Below are 24,146 nucleotides of genomic sequence, written 5' to 3'. Positions count from 1 at the left end.
TTCGCGGCGTATCGTTGCTCGCGTGATGCGTCCAACCCTGGCAACGGTCGGCGAGCTCCGGGCATCCGGACACGTCGAGAAGTCGTTGCGCGCCGAGATCCGCGACAACCTGCTCACCGCCCTCCGCGAGGGCCGCGACCCGTGGCCGGGACTCCACGGCTTCGAGTCCACCGTCATCCCGCAGCTCGAACGCGCCCTCATCGCCGGGCACGACGTGGTGCTGCTCGGCGAACGCGGGCAGGGCAAGACCCGGCTGCTGCGCACGCTCAGCGGGCTCCTCGACGAGTGGTCGCCGGTGATCGCGGGATCGGAGCTGGGCGAGCATCCGTACGACCCGATCACCTCCGAGAGCAAGCGTCGCGCCGTCGAACTGGGCGACGAGCTCCCGGTGGCCTGGCGGGCCCGCGAGGAGCGCTACTTCGAGAAGCTCGCCACGCCCGACACGAGCGTGGCCGACCTGATCGGCGACGTCGACCCGATGAAGGTCGCCGAAGGGCGGAGCCTCGGCGACCCGGAGACCATCCACTTCGGCCTCATCCCGCGCAGCCACCGCGGCATCGTGGCCATCAACGAGCTGCCCGATCTCGCCGAGCGCATCCAGGTGGCGATGCTCAACGTGATGGAGGAGCGCGACATCCAGATCCGCGGCTACGTGCTGCGACTCCCGCTCGACGTGCTTGTGGTGGCCAGCGCCAACCCCGAGGACTACACGAACCGCGGGCGCATCATCACGCCGCTGAAAGACCGTTTCGGCGCCGAGATCCGCACCCATTACCCCACGGAGCTCGACGACGAGGTGGCGGTCATCCGCCAGGAGGCTGAGCTCGTCGCCGAGGTGCCTGACTACCTGGTCGAGATCCTCGCCCGCTTCACCCGCGCGCTCCGCGAATCGAACGCCGTCGATCAGCGCAGCGGCGTGAGCGCCCGATTCGCGATCGCCGGCGCCGAGACAATCGCCGCGGCGGCCATCCACCGCGCCACCCGGCAGGGCGAGGCCGAGGCGGTGGCGCGGCCGGTCGACCTCGAGACCGCGGTCGACGTGCTCGGCGGCAAGATCGAGTTCGAGTCGGGCGAGGAGGGGCGGGAAGACGAGATCCTCGACCACCTGCTGCGCACCGCCACCGCCGAGACCGTGCGGGCACACTTCCGCGGCATCGACTTCTCGCTGCTGGTGGATGCGCTGGAGAGCGGCGTCATGGTCACCACCGGGGAGCAGGTGGCGGCGCGCGACTTCCTCGCCGGCCTGCCGTCGCTCGGCGAATCCGAGCTCTACGACGAGATCTGCGACCGCTTGGGCGCGCGCAATGACGGCGAGCGGGCCGGGGCCATCGAACTCGCGCTCGAGGGCCTCTACCTCTCGCGCAAGATCAGCAAAGACAGCGCTGGCGGCGAGACGATCTATGGCTAGGGCGAATCGCCGTCTCACCCGCGGGTCGCGCTACGGCAAGTACGTCGACGGACCCGATCCGCTCGCGCCGCCGGTCGATCTGAAGGAGGCGCTCGACGCCATCGGCGAAGACGTGATGGCGGGCTACTCACCCGAGCAGGCGCTGCGCGAGTTCCTCCGCCGGGGCGGTCGCGATCAGTCAGGCCTCGACGACCTGGCCGGCCGGGTGGCCGAGCGCCGGCGCGAGCTGACCCAGAAGCACAACCTCGACGGCACCCTGCGCGAGGTGAAGGAACTGCTCGACAAGGCGGTGCTGGCGGAGCGCAAGCAGCTCGCGCGCGACGCACTCATGGACGAGGGCGACCGCGCCCTGGCGCAGATGCAGCTCGACAACCTGCCGCCATCCGCTGCCGCCGCCGTCAGCGAGCTGAACGGCTACGACTGGAAGAGCAGCGAGGCGCGCGCCGACTTCGAGAAGATCAAAGACCTGCTCGGTCGCGAGATGCTCGACCAGCGCTTCGCCGGCATGAAGAACGCGCTCGAGAACGCCACCGACGACGACCGCGCCGCCATCACCGAGATGATGCGCGACCTCAACGACCTGCTCGAGGCGCACAAGCGTGGCGACGACACGCAGCAGCAGTTCGACGACTTCATGGCCGCGCACGGCGAGTACTTTCCCGAGAACCCGCAGAACATCGAGGAACTGCTCGACACCCTTGCGGCGCGCGCGGCGGCGGCGCAGCGGATGCGCAACTCGATGACCCAGCAACAGCGCGACGAACTGGATGCGCTCGCCCAGCAGGCCTTCGGCTCACCCGACCTGATGCAGTCGCTCGCGCAGCTCGACGGCAACCTGCGCGACCTCCGCCCGGGCGAGAACTGGGGCGGCTCGGAGGAGCTGGAGGGCGCGGAGGGTCTGGGCCTCGGCGATGGAACCGGCGTCTTCCAAGACCTCGCCGACCTCGATCAGCTCTCCGAGCAGCTCTCGCAGTCGTACGACGGTTCGCGGATGGACGACCTCGACCTCGAGAAGCTGGCCCGCCAGCTCGGCGACGAGGCGGCCGTGGATGCACGCACCCTGCAGCAGCTCGAGAAGGCGCTGCGCGACACCGGAACGATGAAGCGTGGCTCCGACGGGCAGCTCAAGATGACACCCAAGGCGATGCGGCAGCTCGGCAAGGCGCTGCTGCGCGATGTGGCCGAACGGATGTCGGGCCGGCAGGGCGCCCGTGACCTCCGCCAGGCGGGCGCCGCGGGCGACCTCTCCGGCGCGACGCGCGAGTGGGCGTTCGGCGACACCGAACCCTGGGACGTGACGCGCACGATCACGAACGCCGTGACCCGGGCGGCAGGCGAGGGCCGGCCTGCCGGGTCAGGGGTGCGTCTGGAGATCGGCGACGTCGAGGTGCAGGAGACCGAGGACCGCACGCAGGCGTGCGTGGCGCTACTCGTCGACACCTCGTTCTCGATGGCGATGGATGGGCGCTGGGTGCCGATGAAGCGCACGGCACTGGCCCTGCACACCCTGATCACGAGCCGGTTCCGGGGCGACGACCTGCAGCTCATCGGCTTCGGCCGGCACGCCGAGGTGATGGACATCGAGCAGCTCACCGCCCTCGAGGCGAAGTGGGACAAGGGCACCAACCTGCACCATGCCCTCCTGCTGGCGAACCGGCACTTCCGCAAGCATCCGAACGCCCAGCCGGTGCTGCTCATCGTCACCGACGGGGAGCCGACCTCGCACCTCGAGGCGAACGGCGAGGTCTACTTCACCTACCCGCCGCATCCGCTGACCGTCGCCTACGCGGTGCGCGAGCTCGACAACTCGATGCGGCTGGGGGCGAAGACCACGTTCTTCCGGCTCGGCGAAGACCCGGGGCTCGCGCGCTTCATCGCGTCGATGGCGAAGCGGGTCGGCGGCACGGTCGTGGCGCCCGAGCTCGACGATTTGGGCGCGGCCGTGGTGGGCTCGTATCTCGGCTCCCGGCGCGGCGACGACGGTTTCGGCGCCTCGGGCGGCTCCTTCGACGACATGTTCGGCCGCGGCTGGGGTCGCTGGGGCTGACGCGTCCCCACCGCGGACTCCGGGTCGGCACACCTAGACACAGTCTCTTGAAGCATATGAGATATAATCATATTGAATGAATTGCTGTAGCGAATTACGCCGGCCCAAGCGTGGACCTCAATTCTTCGGGACGAGTTGGGTACTCACAGTGTGTGATTAGGCGATCTCGATATTTCCGTCTTGGGGACAATTTGATGAAACACAACTATTCGGGTATATCCGGCCCCGGCGCTCGGGGGAGTGCCGGGGGAGCGAGACCGACCTCGCACACAATACGGAGTACACGAGTGTTCGTTCCCCTCGAGTTGCTGAGGGTGTGAGCAGTGTCTAATTGGAAGCGCACCGTCCCGATCCTGGTCGCGCTGACTGGTCTGGTCGGCGTGATCGTGGTTCGTTACATCAATCGCCCGGTCCCCGCTGAACTCTTCGTGGGCCTCGGGGTTGTCCTCGGGATCATCCTCATCGCCGGCATCGCACTGATCGCACTCACCCTCCCCTCAAGGATGACGTTGAGGTCTATGCCTGAACTGCCAACTCCCGCCGTTCTTCTGAGCGTCAACACAGACGCGTCCGTCGACGACATCATGGAACGTTGGAAGACGGAGTCCAATCAAGTCGGCGATCGGGTGGGGTCTTACTCGGTGGTTTCGGTTGAAAAGCGTGGGGTGGGAATCTGGATCGGCGGTAAGACTCCAAGGCAGATCGTCTTTGTGCCCGCCGAACGGGTTCGAGCGGTTGGTTGGGCGTTGGAGCCGTTTCGGAACGTACCGGCGGCACCTGTCGTGACAATCGAGATCGCTGATGGTGGCGGGGTGTTGCGATTTCTCGTCGCGCCGCCGATTCCTCTACGAAACATCAGGCCGGTGGAGGCGGACAGGGTGACGGAGACGATCTCGGAGGTACTTGACGTGAAGCGGGTATCGAGGTGAAAGTGGCACCCTTGGCGTGGTCGATATCGACTGTTTCGTCACCAGATCATGGACGATACACGTCATCGTTGGCACCTCTGGCGAGCCGTCAGATGGATGGGAGATCCTGATGGCGACTCCCACCTAATGCATAGTCGCGGCGACGGGGTGGCAAATAGGGTGGCAGGCGCGCAGGGTTTGCGAGCCTGCTCTCCGCCCGTATTCTCGGGGAATCATCTATCCTGGGCGAAGAATCGAAGACCACCATCGGGGAGCGGAAACACCCGCCGGTGGGCCGCTATTGGGTGTGTCCTCGCTAATGGGTGCGGCGTCGACTCTGCTCGACTGCGGATTGGGCATGCAAACAGTTAGCTGCCGGGTTGGACTAGCTGGCATGGCCTTTGGTGGGATCGGAATCGCCGGAAAGAAGGGATTGGAACGGTCGATCTGGGGGTTCGGCGCAGCGTCCGCCTTGAGCCTGCCCGATTTTGAACAGGAATTCTCAGGTGAGATGACCGCAAACGGTTGGCAGATTTATGCGGGAGGGTTGGCTTTTGCGCCGTAGGCAGAACTCACATACCTCCGTCAATACGAAATCCACACACGGTGCGCTCGGCTTCTGGATCGGGGTCATCGCGGTTCCGGTCGTCGGTGTCGGTCTCCTGGTACTGCAGTTCCAACGATCTGTGCAACTTACCGGCGACCCTGGGTTCGCCTGGGGAGTCATTGGCGTGCTTGCGTTATCCGTAGTGCCAACCATCATTCTCGTTTTCGCGATCATCAGCGTTGTCGGCGGGTGGACGACCCGGAACGCTCGCATTCTCGCGGACCCTGACTGGACCATGGTTCTTTCTGCTTTCAGCACCGAGGAACTTCGGCATGTCTTACAGAGTGGGTTTCCGTCTGCGGGAGCGCTCCCCTACGGGATCAGCATCTCGGTCGGCTCCCAAGGTATCGCGCTGTGGAAGGGGAGGATGAACCCTGAAGTGATCCTGTCCTGGCGCTGGTCAGAGGTGATTGGAGTTCATGCGTCGGCGGTGAGGATCGTCACTGACAAACACATCGCATTGGTTCTTGTGGTTCCCGCGCCGTGGGGGACAGCGAATCTGACGTTGCCTCTTCTGGGCTCATATCCGTTTGGCGCGCGACCGATGGCGCCGGGCGAACTCGATCGCACGATGGCGATGTTAGCCGCGCTTCGGGATAGTTAAGCACCGTCCGCGCAAATCACGAAGCTCGGGCGGCCAGACCTTCACCCGCCTATCAGTGGACGGATATTCTCGGCGCCAGTTCGTGAGCTCCGTTCACCCTCATTCCCTACGGTTGACTTGGGATATTGCCGCTTTCCGGGAAGGCTCTTGATGCGAAGTATGGAGTATTTGGCGGAAGTGATGGACGTGCCAGTTCAAGACCTGCGGGAACTAACACCAGGCCGATCGGCCTCCGGGCAGCCCACGCCCATCCGCTGCATCGGGATTGGTGGGGTGGCAGGCGGTGGCTGACAGTTACGGGTATCGAATTTCTAGCTGCTTCTTGCTGTCAAAGGCGCTCAGAACAGGGGGTACGGCACCGCCGGCATGTCGCCGCTCGGCGCGGGGAAGACGGCGCGAGCACGGAGACGGTCCAGGCGCGCGGCGAAGGCGCCGATCTCGAAATCGCTCAGCAGGGGCGAGAGGGATGCGCCGAGATCGCCGCCGAGATCGGCACGCACCCGCTGGATCGCGGCCAGCTCGTCGAGGGTGAGGTCGTCGCCCAGCCAGCCCCAGAGCACGGTGCGCAGCTTGTGGTCGACGTGGAAGGTCAGTCCGTGGTCGACGCCGTAGCGGTGGCCGTCGGGCATCGGCAGCACGTGCCCGCCCTTGCGGTCGGCGTTGTTCACCACCACGTCGAACACGGCCATCCGTCGCAGCGCCACCGAGTCCTCGTGGATGAGCGTCACCGGCCGGTCGTTCTCGTCGCGGCCGTCGAAGACCTCGCGCCAACCCTCTTCGGGCACGGCGTCGGAGGCGACCAGGTCGACCGCGTCCTGCTCCGGATCGACGTCTTGCCAGAGCTGCACCATGCCCCGGCCGAACGGGCCGTCGCGGAGCCAGGTGCGGGGCACCACGTTCCACCCGAACGACTCCGAGACCAGGTAGGCCGCGGCCTCGCGGTGGGCGAGGTTGCCGTCGGGGAAGTCCCAGAGCGGTGCCTCGCCGGCGATCGGCTTGTAGACGACCTCGGTGTCGCCGATGCGGCCGAGGAAGGTGGCGTTCGAGGCCGTCGTGATGCGCCCGGTGAGTTCGAGCTCGCCGTCGATCCGTTCGGCCTCCGTCATCACCGGTCGTCGGGTTCGGGGCAGACGTGGCCTTCGGGATCGATCGGGGTGCCGCAGAGCGGGCAGAGGGGACGGCCGGCGCCCACGATCTCGCGGGTGCGCTTGGCGAACGCGCGGGCGGTGCCCACCGGCATCCGCACCAGCAGCACTTCTTCGGGCTCGAGGTCGTCTTCGTCGAGGGCGTCGACCTCGTCGGCGTCGACGACGATCAGCGGATAGGCCTCGAGCACCACCTGGGCGGTCGACGGATCCCAGCCGAGGCCCATCGCGCCGGTGCGGAACTGCTCGTCGACCGGCTGGTCGAGCGGGTCGTTGTCGACCAGTTCGACCGGCGTCGTGGCCGGCACGCTGAACGGGTTGCCCTCGTTCACCATCAGCTCGTCGAGGATCTCGTCGATCTTCTCGGCCAACAGGGCCGACTGCTCCTTCTCGAGCGCGGCGCTGACGACGCGGCGACCGTCGCGCACCTGCAGATAGAAGGTGCGGGATCCGGGGTTGCCGACCGTGCCGATGACCACGCGATCGGGCCAGTCGAACTCGTGAGCGATTGTGGGCATGGGGATATTTTAGGAGCGCCGAAGGGCGGGCGGCGGAGTGGGGGCGGCATCCGCCGTGTCAGCCGGGCCTGCGCCGCCCGGGCCGGCGCCGCCGCCGACCGGCGCATCCTCGGCTGGGACCGCGGTGCGGAGCCACGAGAGGTCGCCGGAGTCGGTGTTCGTCGAGACCACGTCGGGCCGGTTCGGTCTGTAGCGCACGATGGAGACGGATGCCGGGCCCACGCTGATGCGCTGGAACAAGTCGAGGTGCATGCCGAGGGCGTCGGCCAGGATCGACTTGATGACGTCGCCGTGGCTCACCGCCACCCAGACGGCGCCCGGGCCGTACTCGGCCTCGACCGCGGCGTCGTGGCGACGGATCGCGGCGACCGCGCGGGCCTGCATCGCCGCGAGCGATTCACCTCCCGGGAAGACAGCGGCCGAGGGGTGCGTCTGCACAACCGACCAGAGCTTCTCCTGCGCGAGGTCGCGCAGCGTGCGGCCCTGCCAGTCGCCGTAGTCGCACTCGGTGAGGGCGTCGTCGATGTCGAGCGGCGCATCCGATTCGCCGCTCTGCCGGTCGAGGATGAATCCAGCGGTCTGACGGCAGCGCTCGAGAGGGCTCGAGACCACGCCGACCAGGGGCACAACGGCGAGGCGCTCGGCCGTGCGTGCGGCCTGCTCGCGCCCCACGGCGTCGAGGTCGACGCCCGGAGCCCGCCCGGCGAGCACGCCCTCGACGTTCGCGGCCGTGCGTCCGTGTCGCACGAGGATGACTGTGGCCATGCCTGCAAGCCTAGGCGTGGGCTGCTCGAGCGCTCGACCCTGAAGAGAACGTCTGAATCCGGTCGCAGGTTCGCCGGTGCCGGGGCGGGCTGCGCTAGCGTTGGAGGCAACAAGGGGAGTACTCCCGACTGCGGTCGGCTCGTCAATACGGATGCACTCGCATCTCGGGCCACCGGTTCCGCTCAGGCGGAACGGAGGAGACCTTGGCGTCATCGTCAACGCCTACCCCTTGGAGTCTCCCGTGCAGGTCACACCCCTGGTCTGGATCGTCACGATCGCCGTCACGATCCTGTTCTTCGTCTACGAGTTCTTCGCCCACGTGCGGAAGCCGCACGAACCCACCATCGCCGAGTCGGCGCGCTGGTCGGCCTTCTACATCGGGCTCGCCGTGCTGTTCGGTGTCGGGATCGGCGTTTTCTCGGGCTGGACGTACGGCGGCGAGTACTTCGCCGGCTACCTCACCGAGAAGGCGCTGTCGATCGACAACCTGTTCGTCTTCCTGCTGGTGATGGGCGCCTTCGCGGTGCCGAAGGCCTTCCAGCAGAAGGTGCTGATGATCGGCATCGTCATCGCGCTCATCCTGCGCGGCGGCTTCATCGCGGCCGGGTCGACCCTGATCGAGAACTTCTCCTGGATCTTCTACCTCTTCGGCGCCCTGCTGCTCTTTCTGGCCTACCGCCAGGCGTTCGGGTCGCACGACTCGAACCCCGCCGACGGGCGGTTCATGCGCTTCGTGCGGCGTCACCTTCCGGTGACCGACGAGTACCACGGCGACAAGCTCACGGTCGTGCAGAGCGGCAAGCGCTTCGTGACGCCGATGCTCCTCACCATCATCGCGATCGGATTCATCGACCTGGTCTTCGCGGTCGATTCGATCCCCGCGATCTACGGGCTCACCAGCGAGGCCTACATCGTGTTCACCGCCAACGCGTTCGCGCTGATGGGGCTGCGGCAGCTGTTCTTCCTCGTCGGCGGGCTGCTCGAGCGGCTGGTGTACCTCGCACAGGGGCTCGCCGTCATCCTCGCGTTCATCGGGGTGAAGCTCGTCTTCCACGCCCTGCACGTCAACGAGCTGCCGTTCGTCAACGGCGGAGAGCACGTCTCATGGATTCCCGAGATCCCGATCTGGTTCTCCCTCCTGTTCATCGGCGCCACCATCTCCGTCGCCACCGTGGCGAGCCTCCTGGCGACCCGGCGCCGGCCTCATCCCTCGACCCCCGAACTCGAAGAAGAACGAAAGGCACACCATGGTTGACCTCTCTCGACTGCTCGGCCTCGCCCAGAAGGCCCTCGACAAGACCGGATCGTCGACTCCGGATGCGCGGGGCGGGGGGAGCGACTGGCGCTCCGTCGTGCGCAACGCGGCCGAGGCGCTGACGGGTGATGGGGCGGCGTCGGCGTCGCCGCCCGCGCCCGCCGGGACATCGCCTGCGGCCGCTGGGACGTCACCGGCGCGGCCTGTGCCCTCTACGTCCACCGCCGCGATGTCCTCGGCGCGGACTCCGCCTTCCGCGTCGCTCGCTGGGACGTCCGGGGCGCAGACTTCGCCTTCTGCGTCGCCCGCTGCGACGTCCTCGGCACCGGTCGCTTCCACCTCCGAAGTCGGCGCTGGTGCGGCGGCCGCGGCAGCCGACCCCGGGGATCGTGCGGCGATCGCCCGCTATGACTACCTGCTGCAGACCGCCGACCCGCACCAGATCGAGCAGGTGCACCGCGAAGCGTTCGAGCGGCTCACACCTGCGCAGCGCGCTCAGATCGACGAGCGGATGCGCGCCGAACTCCCGGGGCACGAGCAGCCTCGCTCGTCGCAGCCCGACGACCTGGCTCGCGCGGCGACGCGCACCGAGATGGCCCGGCCCGGGCTTCTGCGGGGGCTGCTTGCCCGGGTGGGAGGCGCACCGCGTGCATCCGCTGCATCCGCTGCATCCGTTGGCCGCCGGGCGCCGGGGGTACGGCCCGGGATGCGCGGAGCCGCGGGCGGTGCGCTGGCGGGAGGTGCCGTCGCGGGGGCCGGGCTCGCCGCTGGCGGGATGCTCGCGGCGGTCGCGGGCGGCGCGGTCGTGAGCTCGGTGGCGGGTCCGCTGCTCGAGCAGGCCACGAACCTGGGCGTCGACTTCGACGCGCTCGCCGGGGCCATCGACCTCGAGGCACTCACCGATGGCGTCGGTGGTGTCGAGGGTCTCGCTGGTGGCGTCGAGGGCCTCACTGGGGGTGGCGTGGACGGTCTTGCCGGTGGCATGGATGGACTCGCCGGTGGGGTCGATGAGTTGGCGGCCGGTGCGGGCGAGACCATCTCGGGCCTCGGCGACCAGGTCCCGGGCCTCGGCGATCTCTTCCGTCGCTGACGCCGATCCGCGGCCCCTCCATCCGAAACTCCGCTGAGCCGCACGTTGTGGCGCTATCTCGGACGCCGAAGCCGCCAAAGTGTGCGATTCAGCGAGCGCAGGGGCGTCATGTCCCGCCGGCGGAGGCGGCGGCTTGGGCCAGGTCGCGGTAGGAGGCGGCGACCGCGTCGGCCAGGGCGTGCACACGGGGCAGGGCTGTGGGGTCGGTGCAGAAGCCGATCCCGACCTTGCCGGCGTTCGAGATCGCGGCGACGCGAAGGGCGTGGTGCGCCGCCGGCTCGGATGACGAGAAGAGCTGCTCGACACGACGCCCGGCCACGGAGACCGCGTCACGGGGGCCGGGCACGTTGGAGATCGCGACGCTGAATTCCCGGGCGCTGCCGGCCATCCGCTGGGCGAGTTCGCCCGCTCGGCCAAGCCGGCCGAGTGCGTGGAACAGGTCGTAGAGGAGTGCGGCGTCGTCGCGCTGCTTCTCGGTGCGGGTGCGGGCGCTGATGCGGTCGAGTCGGCGCAGCGGATCCGATTCACTGAGGAAGAGGTCGACGTCGATGAAGGAGTCGCGGTTGCCGGGAGCCGTGGGGTCCTCGTCGCGATGGTGGAGGCTCACCGGCACCCGGGCGCGGATGTCGACACCGGGGTGATGCTCGTCGAGCCAGGTGCTCAACCCGCCGGAGACGATGGCGAGCAGCACGTCGTTGACCGTGGCGTGGGCCGCCCGGGAGGCGCCGATCGACTTGAGGCCGTCGAGCGGCGCCGCGGTGAAGGCGACCTCCCGCGCGATGGTGATCGGCTTGTCGAAGGGGGACCGCGATCCCGGATGGACGAGCTCGCGCGCGACGACGCCCGGCATCCGTCGCCATTCCTCGCGCCGGGCCGCTTCGGCCGTTGATGCGCGGGTGCCCACCGGGTGCAGCGGCGCGTCGTGCGGGTCGAGGAGGATGCCTTCGAGAAAGCGCAGTCCAGCGATCCCGTCGACCATCGCGTGGTGCAGGCGCGCGGCGATCGCTTCGGTGCCGTCGGCGAGCGGTCCGATCAGGTCGAGCGTCCAGAGCGGGCGCGAGCGGTCGAGGTGCTCCGACATGCGGCGCAGGTCGTCACGGGTGGCGCATTCCGTGCCCGCACGGCGCCGCACGTGCTGCGCGATGTCGAAGTCGGTGGCGGGAACCCAGTGGGCCTCCCCGTCGGCATCGATCTCGACGCGCTGGGTCGCGCGGGGCCGGTCTGCGAGCCGCGCCGAGACGGAGCGACGAAGCGCCTCGAGGTCGAGCGGCGTCCCCGGCGCGAGGATCATGAGCTTCAGCGTGTGGCCGGTCAGCACGGCGGATTCGAGTGCGAGGATGCGCGCGTCATCCTCGGAGAGACGATCGCCCTCGTCGGCCATGCGGCCAGCCTACGGCGCGCTGCCTGTCAATCGGGAACCCCGTGCTCCGTGCCGGACATTATTCAGTGTGACCACGAACAGCACCGACGAGCACTCCCTCTGGGAGCGAGCCCGCGGAGGAGATCCGGATGCCTTCGGATCGATCTTCGACCTGCATCAGGCCCGCATCTTCCGGCAGGCCCGCCGACTGACCGAGGCGTTCGCCGACGCCGAGGACGTCACGGCCCTGGTCTTCCTGGAGGCCTGGCGCCGGCGCGACTCGGTGCGAGTGGTCGACGGGTCGATCATCGCCTGGCTCGCCCTCACCGCGAACAACGTCGCCCGCAACTCCGCTCGCTCGCGTAATCGCCACCGCGCGCTGCTCGCGAAACTCCACGATCCTGGACTGGCATCGTCGAGCACCCCCGACCATGCCGATGAGGTGGGCGACCGATTCGACCGCGATGCCGCCGTCGAGGTGGCCCGGCAGGCGCTGGCCCGGTTGCCCCGGCGCGATCGAGATGTGATCACGCTCTGCGTCATCCAGGGCCTCACCGCTCGCGACGCCGCTGACGCCCTCGGCGTCGCGCCCGGCACCGTCAAGTCGCGGCTCTCCCGAGCCCGTCAGCGCCTGTCCGTCGATGTGCTGGCCACCCTGAACACGGTTCCCGCTCCGACCCCGGGAGGTGCGCGATGAATCCGCGCGACGAACTCGACCCCACCCGTAGGAGCGCGCTGCGCTCCCTCCTCGTGGAGCATGCCCGCGCCGACGCGCGGCTCTCGCCCGCGCGTGCCCGTCGGCGTCGCACCATCGCCGCGGCGACGGGTTTCGGCCTGGTCGCCGCGATCGCGGCGGGGGCCGTGGTGATCACCCTGGCGGGCCTGCCGTTGTTCGGGCCGGCGCCGGTGGCCACCGATCCGCCGGTGATCCCGGTCACCCCCACGCCTGTTCCGACTCCCGTCCCGACGGTCACCCCGACGCCCACGCCTCCTCCGTCCGCTCCGCCTTCGGCCTTCACCTGCGACACCCTCGTCGCCCCGGACGTGCTCGCCGGCTTCGCGGCCAGCGGCCTGGAGTTCGACGACCTCTGGCCGAACGACACCGCGAACTACGGCACCTTCCACCAGCACTTCGCCGAATACGGCGGCGTGAGCTGCCGGTGGGGCGTGCCGAACAGCGACAACGTCGCGATCTACTCCTACGCGTCCCTGACCGCGGATCAACGTGCGATCATGCAAGGTGAACTGACCGCGAGGGGCTACACGAGCGAGGACCGCTCCGACGGCACGGTCTTCCTCTCGCCCGAGCTGCCCGGCGACTTCTTCCTCTTCACCGGCGACGCCGTGTACGAGACGAACGGCACGGAGCGTTTCGGCGACCTCGTGCCGTATCAGGAGGCATCCGGATCGGACGCCCCACCCACCTGACACGATCGCCGGCTACGACTCGGAGGCTCCGGGTGTGGGGACACCTGGCAAGGCAGTGGGTGTTCGTCATGCGTCGATGGCGCTGGCGGAGGATAGTGGTGCGGCTCCCAGGACAGAGGAGGAACTCATGGGACTCTGGATCACCATCGGCGCCCTCGCGGCGATCGTGGCCGGCATCGGAACGGCGATGGGCATCCGTCAGCGGCGCGCGGGCGACTACCAGGAACGTCTCGACTCCCGCGACCAGCCCGGTCGCCTGCACGAGGAGGGTCAGAAGATGGCCGCGGTCGGCCTCGCCCACCGCTCCGGATCGGGTCGCTTCGGCTCGTTCTGACGGGAAGTGGAGCCTGGCGTGCGTCGTCGTCCTCGACGTCCAGGACGGCCGCCGCGAATCGCGTGCCGCCTCATCCGGCCCGATCGAGTTCGTGATCGGCGACCCCGGCGATCCCGCGGTCGCCGCCGAAGCCGTCGCCGTGGCGGAGGCGGTGGCGCGGGCGGTCGCGTTCTTGCTGTCGCCCGCGGCGCCCTTCATCACGGATGCGGTGCTCCCCGTCGACGGTGGTCGCTCCCCCCAGAGCCGCGACCCCGAGGAGCATCGACCCGCTCGCCCCATCCGCCTACTCCGCCACGAACTCCTGACGCAGCACCCCAGGTGCGAGCGCGCGCTCGATGTGTTCGAAGTCGTGGTCGGCAGTCAGGATCGTCAGGTCGTTCGTGATCGCGTACGCCGCCATCACCACGTCGGCGTTACCGGCGCCCCGGATCATGCCCGACGACCAGAGCGCCTGCTGGATGTCGAGCACCAGGTTCTGAGGGGGCGTCTTCTGGGCGGGGGTGTACAGCTCCATGTCGGTTCTCAGTTCCACGTATTCGCCGGGGTCGCGCGCGGACCAGCAGTATTCCAGAACCTGCGGCGGGCAGGTGTAGATCGGATGCGAATTGGTGACTTCCGCGAAGCGGCGCAGGATGTTCGGACTGCGCGCCAGCTTCTGCAGCACGCTGTTGTCGATCAGGAAGCCTCGCCGTTCGATCGGGGCCGAGAACGTGCGATCGGACTGCGATGACACTAGTCGGAGTAGTCGAGCTTCGGTGCGTCGATCTGCTCGTCGCTGAACTCGCGTCGGGATATCCGTTCGAGGGCGAGACGTTGCCGCTGCATCGTGATCGTATACTGCAGGGCGCGCTGCACCGCTTCCTTGTTCGAGGATGCTCCGAGAAGCTTTTTCGCGTCGTGCAGAAGCCCGCGATCGATGTCGATCGACGTGATTGCCATATTCACTCCTCCTACCTCTATATAAGAACATTATATACATCGGCGACGGCAAGGCTCTTCATGAGCATGATTCAACACCGACCCTCCGACATTCAGGGGATCGGTCATGCGCGAACGCCGGGAGGGGCTACTTCTTGCTCTTCTTGTCGTCGACGATGCCGCCAAGGAGCCCGCCGATGGCGCCGCCGAGCCAGTCCTCCGCCGGCGAGGGGTCAAGGGCTCCTCCCAGCCCGAGAACCCCCGATCCAGTGCCGGCGGCGGCAAGATGGACACATGCTCACCGGACACCAGCTCCCCGACACCCACATCTTCGAGATCACCTACTCCGGGGCGGTCGGCTCGGCCGAGTTCGAAGCCCTGCGCGACGAGCTCGTGGCGTTCCTCGACGCCAATGATCCCCCCGATCTGCTCGCCGTCTACGACGACATCGAGCTCGCCAAGATCGAGCCGAAGGCGCTCTGGGAAGACCTGCGCTCGGCCGGTCTCGAGAAGAAGGTGCGGCGGGCGGCGCTGCTGACGGATGCCGGCTGGCTCGCCACCCTGGCCCGCGGCGCCTCGCACTTCATCCAGGCCGACGTGCGCGTCTTCGGTCTCGGCGAGCGCACCGAAGCACTCGCCTGGTTGCAGTCCTAGCCCCGCTCGCTCCCAGGGCGACCGGCGCCGGATGCGGATCGGGCCCCTCGCCGAGGCGAGTTCGACCGTTTCGCCCTTCTGCGTGGTGACCGCGTCGCCGCTCTCGACGAGACGCTGAGCGGCCTGACGAGCGGGGTTCCATCAGTCGCACCACTCCTCGCCGCCGACCGCTCGCGCCGCATCCGGATCGCCCGACCGCCGCACTCAGACGCCGATGAGCAACTCCGCCAGCCGGTCGACGGCGGCCGTCGTGGTGGTGGCGTGCGGCGAGAAGCGGATGCGGTCCGAGCCGTGCAGCGTCGCCGTGACTCCCGCGGAGCTCAGCCGGGCGTGCACCCCCGGCGCGCTGCCTCCGGTGAAACCGGCGACCACGATCCCGGCTCGGCGCTCGGGCTCGCGCGGTGACAGCACCGGGAGACCGGCGGCGTCGATGGCGCGGATGACCTTCTCCGCGGCATCCGCCACCCGCGCGGCGACGAGGGCCGGGCCGGCGCGCTCGAGCAGTTCCAGCCCCGTGGCCAGGGCGCCGGTCGCGAACGGCGACAGGCTCGTCACGGCGTGCCGCCCGGCATCCGTGCGAGCCGGATGCGGCCGGCCGTCGTAGTCGACGGGATCGAGCACCCCCGCCCAGCTGCCGAGCGACGGAGCCACAGCCTCCAGCCCGCGCTCCGAGAAGGCGAGGAAGCCCGTGCCCCAGCCCGAGCGGAGCCATTTCTGCCCGCCCACGGCGAGCACGTCGGCGGGCGACCAGTCGATGTCGATCGCGCCGAAGCCTTGGATGCCGTCGACCACGAGCAGTCGGTCGGGTCCGATCACCTCGCGCAAGGCGGCGAGGTCGGCGCGGTAGCCCGTGCGGAAGTCGACCGCGCTCACAGCCAGCGCGGTGACAGCCGGGGTGAGCGCATCCGCGACCCGCTCGGGCGTGACCGGGGCAGGCCCGGCGCCAGACGCCGGCAGCGCTCGCAGCCGCAACCGCCCGGCCTCTTCGGCACGGCGCCACGAGTACACGTTCGCGGGGAACTCGTCGAGGCTCACGAGCACCTCGCCGCGCAGACCGAACGCGGTCTGCAGCAGACCCTGCGAGGTGCTCGTGGTGAGGGCGACGCGCTCGGGCGCCGCGCCGGTCAGGCGCGCGATGACGGCTCGGGCCCGGTCGTCTTCGGCATGGAGAGCGCCGGCGGGGGCACCGCGCACGGCGGCCGCGACGAGCTCGTGCACCGTGCGCTCCACCGCCCGCGACGGCGGACCGTACGAGGCGTGGTTCAGGTACAGCGGCGCCTCCGCGAACTCGACGTCATACGCGGGGACCGCTTCGGCTACGGTCGCCGCGCCGGGAGCTTCTGCACCGGTCGACGCACCCACCTCCGCCCGGCTCACGCGCGCCCGATCCGCAGCGTCACGATCTGGAACGGCCTCAGCGTCACGTAGTCCCCCTCCAACGCGGGTTCCCGGTCGAGCGTCAACCCGCCGATCGGGCGCTCGAGCAGGTCTTGCTCCGACATCCCCATCGCCGCGAACCCGGGCACCACCCGGGCCCGGCCGCCGGTGCCGAGACTCTCGTAGAGCCGCACGATCACGTCGCCCGACCCGTCGTCGGCGAGTTTCACCGCCTCGATCCGGAGTGTTTCGTCGCCGGCCAGCGCGACCAGCGGGGCGATGGCGGCGGAGCCGACAGCCCGCAGGGGCAGGTTCAGGTCGTACCCGGCGCGCACGGCGTCGGCGATGGTCGCCGACGGCACCAACGTGTGGCGGAACTCGTGCCGCCCGAGGTCGGTCTCCGGATCGGGATAGAGCGGCGCGCGCAGCAACGACACCCGCACGACCGCCGCCATCCCGCCGCCGGCCCGGGCGACTCGCCGCACCTCGTGTCCGTAGGTGGCGTCGTTGGCCAGCGCCACCCCGATCGGCTCGCCCAGGTGCACCCAGCGATGGGCGGCGACCTCGAATCGCGCCGCGTCCCACGAGGTGTTCTCGTGGATGGGCCGGGCCAGGTGCCCGAACTGCGTCTCGAACCGCGCCCGCTCGGCGTGCACGTCGATCGGGAAGGCGAGCTTCAGGATCTTCTCGCGCTCCTGCCAGTCGAGCCGCGTCACGAGCTCGATGTCGGCCGATCCGGCCCGCAGAGTGATCTCCTGCTCGACCGTCGACGCGCCGAACGAGCGCCGCACGCGCACTGTGGCGTGCGCGCCGGGCGCCTGGGGCGAGCCGCCGTCGAGCTCCACCCCGTCGAGCAGGTCGAGGTCGCGGACGGTGTTGCGGTAGTAGCTGTCGAGGTCCCAGGCGTCCCACTGCACCGGCTTGTCGTCGTGCAGCTGCAGCAGGTTCGCGCGGCCGCCGGGCGCGATGGCCTCACGGCCGTCGGCGAGGGTCACGACCGACACGATGCTGCCGGAGGCGTCGATCCGCACCCGCACGAGGTCGTTCTCGAGAATCCACCCCCAGGCGTCGGATGCCGCCGACACCCGTGCGTCGTCATGGGCGCGTTGCGGCACGGCCGCACCTCCGGCCGGCACGCCGTCGACCGCGTGCGGCCGCGGGTTGAACACCACCGGGGTCGACCCCGGATGCGCGCCGTCGATCTGCTCCTCCGGGGTCTCGTTCGCGAGCGCCTCCAGCGACGTCGCGATCACACCCTCGAGCACCGCCGCCACCTCGGCGTAGCGCTCCCGCGCCTCCCGGTGCACCCACGCGATCGACGATCCCGGGAGGATGTCGTGGAACTGCTGCAGCAGCACGGTCTGCCACGCCTCGCGCAGGGCGGCGACGGGATAGGGGAGTCCCGTGCGCACGGCTGCTGTCGCCGCCCACAACTCCGCCTCGCGGAGGAGGTGTTCGCTGCGCCGGTTGCCACGCTTCATGGCGGCCTGGCTGGTGAGGGTGCCGCGATGGAGCTCGAGATAGAGCTCGCCGAACCAGCGTGCCGGCGACGGCAACTCGGCTCGGGCGGTATCGAAGAACTCCTCGGGCGTCTCGATGCGCACCCGGGGCAGACCCTCCACGTCGGCCGAGCGTTGCGCCCGGTCGAGCATCTCGCGCACCGGCCCACCGCCCCCGTCTCCGAATCCGAACGGCAGCAGCGACCGCGATCCCGACCCCTTCTCGCGGTAGTTGGATGCCGCGTGCAGGAGCTCCGCGGGACTCACGTCGCCGTTGTAGGTGTCGGCCGGCGGGAAGTGCGTGAAGACCTCGGTGCCGTCGATGCCCACCCACGAGAAGGTGTGGTGCGGGAAGACGTTCACCTGGTTCCACGAGATCTTCTGCGTGAGGAAGTACTCGAATCCCGCGAGCCGCACGATCTGCGGGAGCGCGGCGGAGTACCCGAAGCTGTCCGGCAGCCAGACCACGCGGCTCCGGATGCCGAGCTCGGCCTCGAAGAACCGCGTGCCCTCGAGGAACTGCCGCACCATCGCCTCGCCTCCCACCATGGTGGTGTCGGACTCCACCCACATGCCGCCCACCGGCACCACGCGCCCCTCGAGCGCGCGGGCGCGCAGTCGTTCGAACAGCTCGGGCCGGTCGTCGCGCAGCCACTGCCACTGCTGCGCGCTCGACATCGCGAACACCAGCTCGGGTCGCGACTCCATGAGGTTCAGCACGTTGGCCGTGGTGCGCGCGACCTTGCGCACGGTCTCCCGGATGGGCCAGAGCCAGGCCGAGTCGATGTGGGCGTGCCCCACCGCCGACACGCGATGAGCGGATGCCGCAGCCGGGGCTCCGAGAACGCCGGCGAGTGCGGCGCGCGCCGCCGCCGCAGTGCCGGCCACGTCGTCGGGGTCGATCAGGTCGAGGGCTCGGTCGACGGCGCGCAGCACGGTCCAGCGCCGGGTGTCGCCCTCGGGGAGTGCCGCCATCAGCTCGCCGAGGAACTCGAGATCGGTCACCAGCGCTTCGACGGTCTCATCGATGACCACCAGATCGGCGCGGCGCAGCCGGTAGCGCGGCTCGGCACCGGCCGTCGACTTCTCGCCCAGGTCGGTCGGCCAGAACGCGCGGTCGTCGCGGTCGAACACCTGCGGGTTCGCGGCGGCCTCGAGATAGAGGTCGATCTCGGCCCCGGGCTCGCCCGTGACCGGGATCCATTGGTTGCGGGGGTTCAAGCCCTTCACGGTCACGCCGTCGGGGCGGTAGACGAGTCCTTCGGCCTGGAAGCCCGAGGAGTCGTTGCGCCAGCCCAGGTCGACCACGAGTTCGAGGCGGTGACCCGGGCGGTGGTGCGCGGCATCCGGAACCCGTGCGCGCAGACGGAACCAGGTGGTGCCCCAGGCCGGGCCCCAGGCCTCACCCACCGCGAACGGTGCGTACAGCGCGGCGACGGCGGGCGAGAGCGCGTCGGCAGGCGGCACCGGTTCGCCCCCGCCTCCCTCGACATGCCAGGCCGTGAGCTCCAGGGGAGCGAGAACCCTCGCGGCGGCAGGGCGGAGGCGGTCGCGCAGCACTCGCGCCAACCGCCCTTCGAGAATCGAGCGGTCGTCGTGCATTCTGTTCGTCCTCCATCGGGCGCTTGCGCAATCATCTTCGATGCATCTATCCTATAGGAAACGATCGAAACCTATAGGAAATCGTCACATCTCAAGGGAGAGCATTCGTGGCAGCACCGGCAACCCGAGTCGACATCGACACCTTCATCCGACCCACCGACTTCACACTGCCCGGCGGCGAGTGGTTCATCGGGGCAGGCCTCGGCCTCTTCGTGCACTGGGACCACGCGAGCCAGCAGGGAATCGAGATCTCCTGGCCGCTCGTGGGCCGATCGATCATCCCGGGCGTCGACGAGGTCGAGGACGCGGTCTCCACCGCGCAGTACTACTCGAGCGCCGCGACCTTCAACCCGATCGAGTGGGATGCGAAGGCGCTGGCCGCCCTGGCCAAGCGGGCGGGCGCCGAGTACGTCGTGTTCACGGCCCGCCACCACGGCGGCTACTCGATGTTCCACACCGAGTTCTCCGACTTTGGCGTGCAGAACGGCCCGTTCGGCCGTGACATCACGCGGGAGTTCGTCGATGCGATCCGGGCCGAGGGCATCCGGGTGGGCATCTACTTCTCGCTGCCCGACTGGCACCACCCCGACTATCCGGCATTTCAGGACTCCGACCGGCCCTACCCCGAGGAGCACTGGCCCGGTGCGGGGCTCGAGGAGAACATCGGGCAGCCGATCCGCGAAGACCGGCACCGCCGGGCCACCCCCGAGCAGTGGGAGAGGTTCCAGAGCTACCTGCGCGGCCAGCTCACCGAGATCCTCACGAACTACGGCACGATCGACCTGCTCTGGTTCGACGGCGAGTGGGAGCGCAACGAGGAGGAGTGGGACACCGCGGGCCTCCGCGCCCTGATCAAGGGCCTCCAGCCCGACGTCGTGATCAACGAGCGGCTGCTGGGCCAAGGCGACTACAAGACTCCGGAGCAGGCGTTCCCGATCGTCGCCCCCGAAGGGCCGTGGGAGCTCTGCCTCACCATCGGCGACATGTGGGCCTGGCGACCCGGCGACACCAACAACAAGAGCGTGCGCTCGCTCGTGACGAGCCTGATCGAGGTGGTGAGTCGCGGCGGGAACCTGCTGCTGAACATCGGCCCGAAGGGCGATGGCAGCCTGAACGAGGTGCAGGTCGAGCGGCTCGAGAGCATCGGCGACTGGATGGACCGGCATCGCGAGAGCGTCGTCGGCGTCTCGCCCACCGTGGGCGTCGACTTCTACGGCCCGACCACCGCGCGTGCGGGCACCGTCTACCTCCATCTGGTCAACCGGCCGGTCGAGGAGATCATCGTGCGCGGCCTGCCGGTGCGGCGGGTCAGCGGCATCCGTCTGCTCGCGACCGGGCAGCCCCTCGACCACACCGTCGGCTTCGAAGTGCACGAGCTCGCCTCGCACGACGACGAGCCCTCGGGTGAATTGCGCATCCCGGCGCCGGAGCCCTCCGGGGCGGCCGTCGACGTGGTGGCGATCGACTTCGCCTGAGCGCGGAGAACCAGTAGTCCCCAATCAGCAACGTGAATCCAATGGAGGAGGCACAACACGTGAAAAGCACCAGAGGCAAGGCAGTCAAGGTGGCCACGGCGGTCGCGATGGTCGGAGCACTCGGCGCACTGGCCGGATGCGCCGGGTCGTCGAGCGGCGGAACGCAGTCCGACGGAACACTCGATCTCTACACCTGGGTCAGCAGTCAGAGCGACCGCGACCAGTGGGAGTCGTTCGTGAGCGAAGCCCAGAAGCAGGATCCCGATCTGAAGATCGCGATCGACGGGCCGAGCTTCGCCGACTACTGGACCAAGGTCAAGACCCGGCTCTCCGGCAGCAACCCGCCGTGCCTGCTCACCACGCAGGCGGCTCGCGCCCAGGAGCTCCAGGGCCTGTTGAAGCCGCTCGACGACCTGATCGCCGAGAACGACTTCGACACCTCCGACATCGACCCTTCCATGCTCGAGGGCATGACCGTCGACGGCACGATCCGCGCCATCCCCTACGACGCCGAGCCGGTGGTGCTGTTCTACAACGCCGACCTGTTCAAGGCCGCCGGGCTCACGCCCCCCGGCACGACGTACACGCGTGAGCAGTTCATCTCCGACGCCAAGACGCTCACCACGGGCGATCAGCAGGGTCTGGCCATCTCGACCGGCATCTTCATCCCCAACGCGTGGGCCCTGGCCGACGGTGTGGCCGCCGTCGACGACGACGGCAAGCTCGACCTCACCAACCCCGCGTTCGTCGACGAGGTGCAGAGCTTCTTCGACCTGGTGGGCAAGGACGGCGTCGCCCCGGCCCCCGAGGCCGCCGACGGCTCGGATGTCTCGCAGGCGGCGTTCACGAGCGGCAAGGCCGCGATGCTGATCGAGGGCCCGTGGATGTACGGCACCTTCGACGAGGCGGCCGACTTCACCCTCGGCATCTCGATCGTCCCATCCACCAGCGGTGAGGCCGCGGCGATGACCGCGGGCTCGGGCTTCGGCATCGCGAACACCTGCGACGACCCCGAGGCGGCGTTCAAGGCCATCACCGAGCTCACCTCCACTCCGGTACTCGAGGCGCAGGCGAAGACGCGCGGCATCGTGCCGGCGCGCTCGGAGGCCGTGCCGGCCTGGGCCGAGGGCAAGTCGCCCGAGGCGGCGGCCGTGGTCGACGCGCTGCTCGCCAACGCGACCGCGCAGATCACCACCCCCGGCTGGAACCAGGTCGACACGCTGTTCACCCAGTACGGCGTCGAGGGCTTCAGGGGTGACAAGTCCGCCCAGGAGATCCTCGAGACGATTCAGAACTCGGTGGGCGAGTAACCGCATGGTCACCGTCACCGGCCTGGGCGCTGTCACCTCGAAAGAGGTGGCAGCGCCCCCGGCGCCCCCCGCGGCATCCGCTCCCGCCGGCAAGAAGAAGCCCAGCCAGGGGCTGATCGCCCTGGCCTACCTGTGGCCCGGGCTCACCGGCTTCGTGTTCTTCATCCTGGTGCCGCTGGTCGGCTCCCTCGTGATCAGCCTGTTCGAGTGGCCGTTGTTCGGCACCCCGACGTTCATCGGGTTCGGGAACTACGCGAAGCTGTTCAGCGATCCGACCTTCTACACGGTGCTGCTGAACACCGTGATCTTCGCGTTCGTGTACACCGCCCTGAACCTCGTGCTCGCACTCGCGATCTCGCTCTGGCTGAACACCCGCATCAAGTTCGCCGGATTCTGGCGGGTCATCTTCTTCCTGCCGGCGATCACGCCGATGGTCGCGAACGCGCTCATCTGGCGCCTGCTGCTGTCACAGGACGGCCTGGTGAACTCGGTGCTGGCCGGCGTCGGCATCGACGGCCCGTCGTGGCTCTCGGATGCGAACTTCGCCCTCATCTCGGTGATCACCATGTCGGTGTGGCAGTCGTTCGGCTACAACGTGATCGTGCTCTCGGCCGGACTCGGGTCGATCCCGAAGGAGATCCTCGAGGCCTCGCGCGTCGACGGCACGAGCGCCTGGTCGAGACTGCGGCACATCATCCTGCCGATGCTCTCGCCGTCGCTGTTCTTCACCATGACGATGACCATGATCGGTGCGTTCCAGGTGTTCGTGCAGCCGCAGATCCTGACCCAGGGCGGGCCGGGCGAGGCGACCAACACCTTCGTGCTCTACCTCTACCGGAACGGGTTCGTGTTCGACAAGCTCGGCTACGCCTCGGCGCTGGCCTGGATCCTGTTCCTCGTGGTGATGCTGATCACGGCGCTGCAGTTCGCCGGTCAGCGGAAGTGGGTGAACTATGACAAGTGACACCATCCGGCGGCGGCCGAAGCTCCGCCCCGCCCAACGCAGAACGGTCACGAAGACCTGGCTCAACACGGCCGCCATGGCCGCGGTGGCCCTGGTGTTCACCTTTCCCTTCATCTGGATGTTCTTCTCGGCCCTGAAGCCCGAAGACGAGGTCTTCTCGCCCGATCCGAGCTTCATCGGCTCCGAGGTGCGCTGGCAGAACTTCGCCGACGCCTGGACCCTCGTGCCGTTCGGCCGGTTCATCTTCAACGGGTTCCTGGTGGCCACCCTCGGCGCGCTGCTCTCGGTGATCGTCGCCGTGCTCTCGGCCTACGCGTTCTCGCGGCTGAAGTTCCGGTTCCGCGACCGGCTGTTCCTGCTCTACGTGCTCACGCTCGTGCTGCCGCAGGAGGTGCTCGTGGTGCCGCTGTTCATCATGATGAACAAGCTCGGGCTGGTCGACAGCTACTTCGCGCTGATCGTGCCCTTCGCCTTCACGGCGTTCGGCACCTTCCTGCTGCGGCAGTTCTTCCTCACCATCCCGATCGAATACGAGGAGGCGGCGCTCATCGACGGGGCTTCGCGCTTCCGCACGCTGTGGTCGGTGCTGCTCCCGCAACTGACGGCCCCGCTGTCGGTGCTCGCCGTGTTCTCCTTCATCGGCTACTACAACTCCTACCTGTGGCCGCTCATCATCATCAACACGCAAGAACTCGCCACGGTGCCCCTCGGGCTCTCGATGTTCACCGGCGAGCACGGCACCCAGTGGAGTCTGCTGATGGCGGCCTCCACCATCGCCGTCGTCCCATCGCTCATCATCGTGGCGGTGCTGCAGCGTCAGCTCATCAAGGGAGTCGCTCTCGGCGGCTTCGGTGGCCGCTGATGCTGGCAGCATCCCG

General features: G+C 68.7%; 24 protein-coding genes and 1 pseudogene. 15 read left to right on the top strand and 10 right to left on the bottom strand.

Features of this window, described 5'->3' with window-relative positions; translation table 11 throughout:
- The first annotated feature begins 25 nt into the window (after positions 1 to 25).
- From BLW00_RS02405 to BLW00_RS02390, 5 genes are all read left to right on the top strand, one after another.
- Positions 26 to 1,408 (top strand): magnesium chelatase, encoded by a 1,383-nt coding sequence (locus tag BLW00_RS02405; RefSeq protein WP_092548636.1) that lies wholly within the window; start codon positions 26 to 28, stop codon positions 1,406 to 1,408.
- Complete coding sequence (locus BLW00_RS02400; RefSeq protein WP_092548633.1) at positions 1,401 to 3,455, top strand: vWA domain-containing protein; 2,055 nt, start codon at positions 1,401 to 1,403, stop codon at positions 3,453 to 3,455. The genes BLW00_RS02405 and BLW00_RS02400 overlap by 8 nt, the downstream gene beginning before the upstream one ends.
- Before the next feature lie 323 nt (positions 3,456 to 3,778).
- Positions 3,779 to 4,384, top strand: coding sequence for a hypothetical protein (locus BLW00_RS02395; RefSeq protein WP_092548630.1), 606 nt, complete (start codon positions 3,779 to 3,781; stop codon positions 4,382 to 4,384).
- A 337-nt stretch (positions 4,385 to 4,721) separates the two neighbouring features.
- Positions 4,722 to 4,928 (top strand): hypothetical protein, encoded by a 207-nt coding sequence (locus tag BLW00_RS22795; protein ID WP_139256586.1) that lies wholly within the window; start codon positions 4,722 to 4,724, stop codon positions 4,926 to 4,928.
- Positions 4,929 to 5,112: 184 nt separating this feature from the next.
- Entirely contained in the window at positions 5,113 to 5,574 is a 462-nt protein-coding gene (locus BLW00_RS02390; protein WP_139256584.1) for a hypothetical protein, read from the top strand.
- A gap of 338 nt (positions 5,575 to 5,912) precedes the next feature.
- Here BLW00_RS02390 and BLW00_RS02385 read toward each other — a convergent pair whose 3' ends face one another.
- Genes BLW00_RS02385 through BLW00_RS02375 form a run of 3 tightly spaced genes read right to left on the bottom strand, consistent with a single transcriptional unit; the run spans position 5,913 to position 8,002 of the window.
- Positions 5,913 to 6,680, bottom strand: a complete 768-nt coding sequence (locus BLW00_RS02385; RefSeq protein WP_092548624.1) for an SCO1664 family protein — start codon at positions 6,678 to 6,680, stop codon at positions 5,913 to 5,915.
- Complete coding sequence (locus tag BLW00_RS02380; RefSeq protein WP_092548621.1) at positions 6,680 to 7,237, bottom strand: DUF3090 domain-containing protein; 558 nt, start codon at positions 7,235 to 7,237, stop codon at positions 6,680 to 6,682. The genes BLW00_RS02385 and BLW00_RS02380 overlap by 1 nt, the downstream gene beginning before the upstream one ends.
- Positions 7,238 to 7,246: 9 nt before the next feature.
- Positions 7,247 to 8,002 (bottom strand): MSMEG_4193 family putative phosphomutase, encoded by a 756-nt coding sequence (locus BLW00_RS02375; protein ID WP_092548619.1) that lies wholly within the window; start codon positions 8,000 to 8,002, stop codon positions 7,247 to 7,249.
- Between the two features lie 241 nt (positions 8,003 to 8,243).
- Between BLW00_RS02375 and BLW00_RS02370 the strand changes: the two genes are divergently transcribed.
- Both BLW00_RS02370 and BLW00_RS02365 read left to right on the top strand, forming a co-directional pair.
- Positions 8,244 to 9,257, top strand: a complete 1,014-nt coding sequence (locus BLW00_RS02370) for a TerC family protein (protein WP_092548616.1) — start codon at positions 8,244 to 8,246, stop codon at positions 9,255 to 9,257.
- Positions 9,250 to 10,347, top strand: coding sequence for a hypothetical protein (locus BLW00_RS02365; RefSeq protein WP_092548613.1), 1,098 nt, complete (start codon positions 9,250 to 9,252; stop codon positions 10,345 to 10,347). Before BLW00_RS02370 ends, BLW00_RS02365 begins: the two co-directional genes overlap by 8 nt.
- A gap of 106 nt (positions 10,348 to 10,453) precedes the next feature.
- Here BLW00_RS02365 and BLW00_RS02360 read toward each other — a convergent pair whose 3' ends face one another.
- Complete coding sequence (locus BLW00_RS02360; protein ID WP_092548610.1) at positions 10,454 to 11,728, bottom strand: wax ester/triacylglycerol synthase domain-containing protein; 1,275 nt, start codon at positions 11,726 to 11,728, stop codon at positions 10,454 to 10,456.
- A 67-nt stretch (positions 11,729 to 11,795) separates the two neighbouring features.
- Between BLW00_RS02360 and BLW00_RS02355 the strand changes: the two genes are divergently transcribed.
- The 3 genes from BLW00_RS02355 (at position 11,796) to BLW00_RS02345 (ending at position 13,469) form a co-directional block, all read left to right on the top strand.
- A complete protein-coding gene (locus BLW00_RS02355; protein ID WP_245741216.1) occupies positions 11,796 to 12,404 on the top strand; it encodes an RNA polymerase sigma factor in 609 nt (202 codons plus the stop codon).
- A complete protein-coding gene (locus BLW00_RS23285; RefSeq protein WP_092548604.1) occupies positions 12,401 to 13,135 on the top strand; it encodes a hypothetical protein in 735 nt (244 codons plus the stop codon). The genes BLW00_RS02355 and BLW00_RS23285 overlap by 4 nt, the downstream gene beginning before the upstream one ends.
- A 127-nt stretch (positions 13,136 to 13,262) precedes the next feature.
- The gene (locus BLW00_RS02345; protein ID WP_092548601.1) at positions 13,263 to 13,469 is read left to right on the top strand and encodes a hypothetical protein; all 207 of its coding nucleotides are present in this window, start codon (positions 13,263 to 13,265) and stop codon (positions 13,467 to 13,469) included.
- 70 nt (positions 13,470 to 13,539) lie between these two features.
- Here BLW00_RS02345 and BLW00_RS23280 read toward each other — a convergent pair whose 3' ends face one another.
- From BLW00_RS23280 to BLW00_RS23275, 3 genes are read right to left on the bottom strand one after another with little or no spacing between them, the layout of a single operon-like run.
- A complete protein-coding gene (locus BLW00_RS23280; protein WP_092548599.1) occupies positions 13,540 to 13,731 on the bottom strand; it encodes a hypothetical protein in 192 nt (63 codons plus the stop codon).
- Between the two features lie 21 nt (positions 13,732 to 13,752).
- On the bottom strand, positions 13,753 to 14,202 hold the full coding sequence (locus tag BLW00_RS02335; protein WP_407650941.1) for a PIN domain-containing protein: 450 nt from the start codon (positions 14,200 to 14,202) through the stop codon (positions 13,753 to 13,755).
- Positions 14,202 to 14,408, bottom strand: coding sequence for a type II toxin-antitoxin system VapB family antitoxin (locus tag BLW00_RS23275; RefSeq protein WP_175494100.1), 207 nt, complete (start codon positions 14,406 to 14,408; stop codon positions 14,202 to 14,204). The genes BLW00_RS02335 and BLW00_RS23275 overlap by 1 nt, the downstream gene beginning before the upstream one ends.
- Before the next feature lie 273 nt (positions 14,409 to 14,681).
- On the opposite strand from BLW00_RS23275, the gene BLW00_RS23270 reads away from it, so the two are divergent.
- Entirely contained in the window at positions 14,682 to 15,041 is a 360-nt protein-coding gene (locus tag BLW00_RS23270; protein ID WP_175494099.1) for a SpoIIAA family protein, read from the top strand.
- A 36-nt stretch (positions 15,042 to 15,077) separates the two neighbouring features.
- Here BLW00_RS23270 and BLW00_RS24185 read toward each other — a convergent pair.
- From BLW00_RS24185 to BLW00_RS02320, 3 genes and pseudogenes are all read right to left on the bottom strand, one after another.
- Positions 15,078 to 15,164: pseudogene (locus BLW00_RS24185) on the bottom strand (DUF3253 domain-containing protein); the annotation flags it as partial.
- Positions 15,165 to 15,245: 81 nt separating this feature from the next.
- The gene (locus BLW00_RS02325) at positions 15,246 to 16,418 is read right to left on the bottom strand and encodes an aminotransferase class V-fold PLP-dependent enzyme (protein WP_092548593.1); all 1,173 of its coding nucleotides are present in this window, start codon (positions 16,416 to 16,418) and stop codon (positions 15,246 to 15,248) included.
- Positions 16,415 to 19,519: an alpha-mannosidase gene (locus BLW00_RS02320; protein WP_092548590.1), complete on the bottom strand. Its 3,105-nt coding sequence runs from the start codon at positions 19,517 to 19,519 to the stop codon at positions 16,415 to 16,417. Before BLW00_RS02320 ends, BLW00_RS02325 begins: the two co-directional genes overlap by 4 nt.
- Positions 19,520 to 19,626: 107 nt before the next feature.
- Between BLW00_RS02320 and BLW00_RS02315 the strand changes: the two genes are divergently transcribed.
- From BLW00_RS02315 to BLW00_RS02300, 4 genes are read left to right on the top strand one after another with little or no spacing between them, the layout of a single operon-like run.
- Positions 19,627 to 20,994: an alpha-L-fucosidase gene (locus BLW00_RS02315; RefSeq protein WP_245741214.1), complete on the top strand. Its 1,368-nt coding sequence runs from the start codon at positions 19,627 to 19,629 to the stop codon at positions 20,992 to 20,994.
- A gap of 59 nt (positions 20,995 to 21,053) precedes the next feature.
- On the top strand, positions 21,054 to 22,304 hold the full coding sequence (locus BLW00_RS02310; RefSeq protein ID WP_245741213.1) for an ABC transporter substrate-binding protein: 1,251 nt from the start codon (positions 21,054 to 21,056) through the stop codon (positions 22,302 to 22,304).
- 4 nt (positions 22,305 to 22,308) lie between these two features.
- Positions 22,309 to 23,268, top strand: a complete 960-nt coding sequence (locus BLW00_RS02305; RefSeq protein WP_092548584.1) for a carbohydrate ABC transporter permease — start codon at positions 22,309 to 22,311, stop codon at positions 23,266 to 23,268.
- The gene (locus tag BLW00_RS02300; protein ID WP_092548581.1) at positions 23,258 to 24,130 is read left to right on the top strand and encodes a carbohydrate ABC transporter permease; all 873 of its coding nucleotides are present in this window, start codon (positions 23,258 to 23,260) and stop codon (positions 24,128 to 24,130) included. The genes BLW00_RS02305 and BLW00_RS02300 overlap by 11 nt, the downstream gene beginning before the upstream one ends.
- Positions 24,131 to 24,146: the final 16 nt, after the last annotated feature.

The sequence above is a fragment of the Herbiconiux ginsengi genome, assembly GCF_900107435.1.
GTDB classification, from domain to species: domain Bacteria; phylum Actinomycetota; class Actinomycetes; order Actinomycetales; family Microbacteriaceae; genus Herbiconiux; species Herbiconiux ginsengi.
Note: the sequence above shows the minus strand (reverse complement) of the source record. Positions and strands in the feature narration are given on the sequence as shown.

What these genes read in the sequence shown, in the direction of transcription:
- BLW00_RS02405 (WP_092548636.1), top strand. Translation starts at nt 26, where the DNA reads ATGCGTCCAACCCTGGCAACGGTCGGCGAGCTCCGGGCATCCGGACAC.
- BLW00_RS02400 (WP_092548633.1), top strand. Translation starts at nt 1,401, where the DNA reads ATGGCTAGGGCGAATCGCCGTCTCACCCGCGGGTCGCGCTACGGCAAG.
- BLW00_RS02305 (WP_092548584.1), top strand. Translation starts at nt 22,309, where the DNA reads ATGGTCACCGTCACCGGCCTGGGCGCTGTCACCTCGAAAGAGGTGGCA.
- BLW00_RS23275 (WP_175494100.1), bottom strand. Translation starts at nt 14,408, where the DNA reads ATGGCAATCACGTCGATCGACATCGATCGCGGGCTTCTGCACGACGCG.
- BLW00_RS22795 (WP_139256586.1), top strand. Translation starts at nt 4,722, where the DNA reads ATGCAAACAGTTAGCTGCCGGGTTGGACTAGCTGGCATGGCCTTTGGT.
- BLW00_RS23270 (WP_175494099.1), top strand. Translation starts at nt 14,682, where the DNA reads ATGCTCACCGGACACCAGCTCCCCGACACCCACATCTTCGAGATCACC.
- BLW00_RS02375 (WP_092548619.1), bottom strand. Translation starts at nt 8,002, where the DNA reads ATGGCCACAGTCATCCTCGTGCGACACGGACGCACGGCCGCGAACGTC.
- BLW00_RS23285 (WP_092548604.1), top strand. Translation starts at nt 12,401, where the DNA reads ATGAATCCGCGCGACGAACTCGACCCCACCCGTAGGAGCGCGCTGCGC.
- BLW00_RS02300 (WP_092548581.1), top strand. Translation starts at nt 23,258, where the DNA reads ATGACAAGTGACACCATCCGGCGGCGGCCGAAGCTCCGCCCCGCCCAA.
- BLW00_RS02365 (WP_092548613.1), top strand. Translation starts at nt 9,250, where the DNA reads ATGGTTGACCTCTCTCGACTGCTCGGCCTCGCCCAGAAGGCCCTCGAC.
- BLW00_RS23280 (WP_092548599.1), bottom strand. Translation starts at nt 13,731, where the DNA reads ATGCTCCTCGGGGTCGCGGCTCTGGGGGGAGCGACCACCGTCGACGGG.
- BLW00_RS02320 (WP_092548590.1), bottom strand. Translation starts at nt 19,519, where the DNA reads ATGCACGACGACCGCTCGATTCTCGAAGGGCGGTTGGCGCGAGTGCTG.
- BLW00_RS02380 (WP_092548621.1), bottom strand. Translation starts at nt 7,237, where the DNA reads ATGCCCACAATCGCTCACGAGTTCGACTGGCCCGATCGCGTGGTCATC.
- BLW00_RS02345 (WP_092548601.1), top strand. Translation starts at nt 13,263, where the DNA reads ATGGGACTCTGGATCACCATCGGCGCCCTCGCGGCGATCGTGGCCGGC.
- BLW00_RS02360 (WP_092548610.1), bottom strand. Translation starts at nt 11,728, where the DNA reads ATGGCCGACGAGGGCGATCGTCTCTCCGAGGATGACGCGCGCATCCTC.
- BLW00_RS02385 (WP_092548624.1), bottom strand. Translation starts at nt 6,680, where the DNA reads ATGACGGAGGCCGAACGGATCGACGGCGAGCTCGAACTCACCGGGCGC.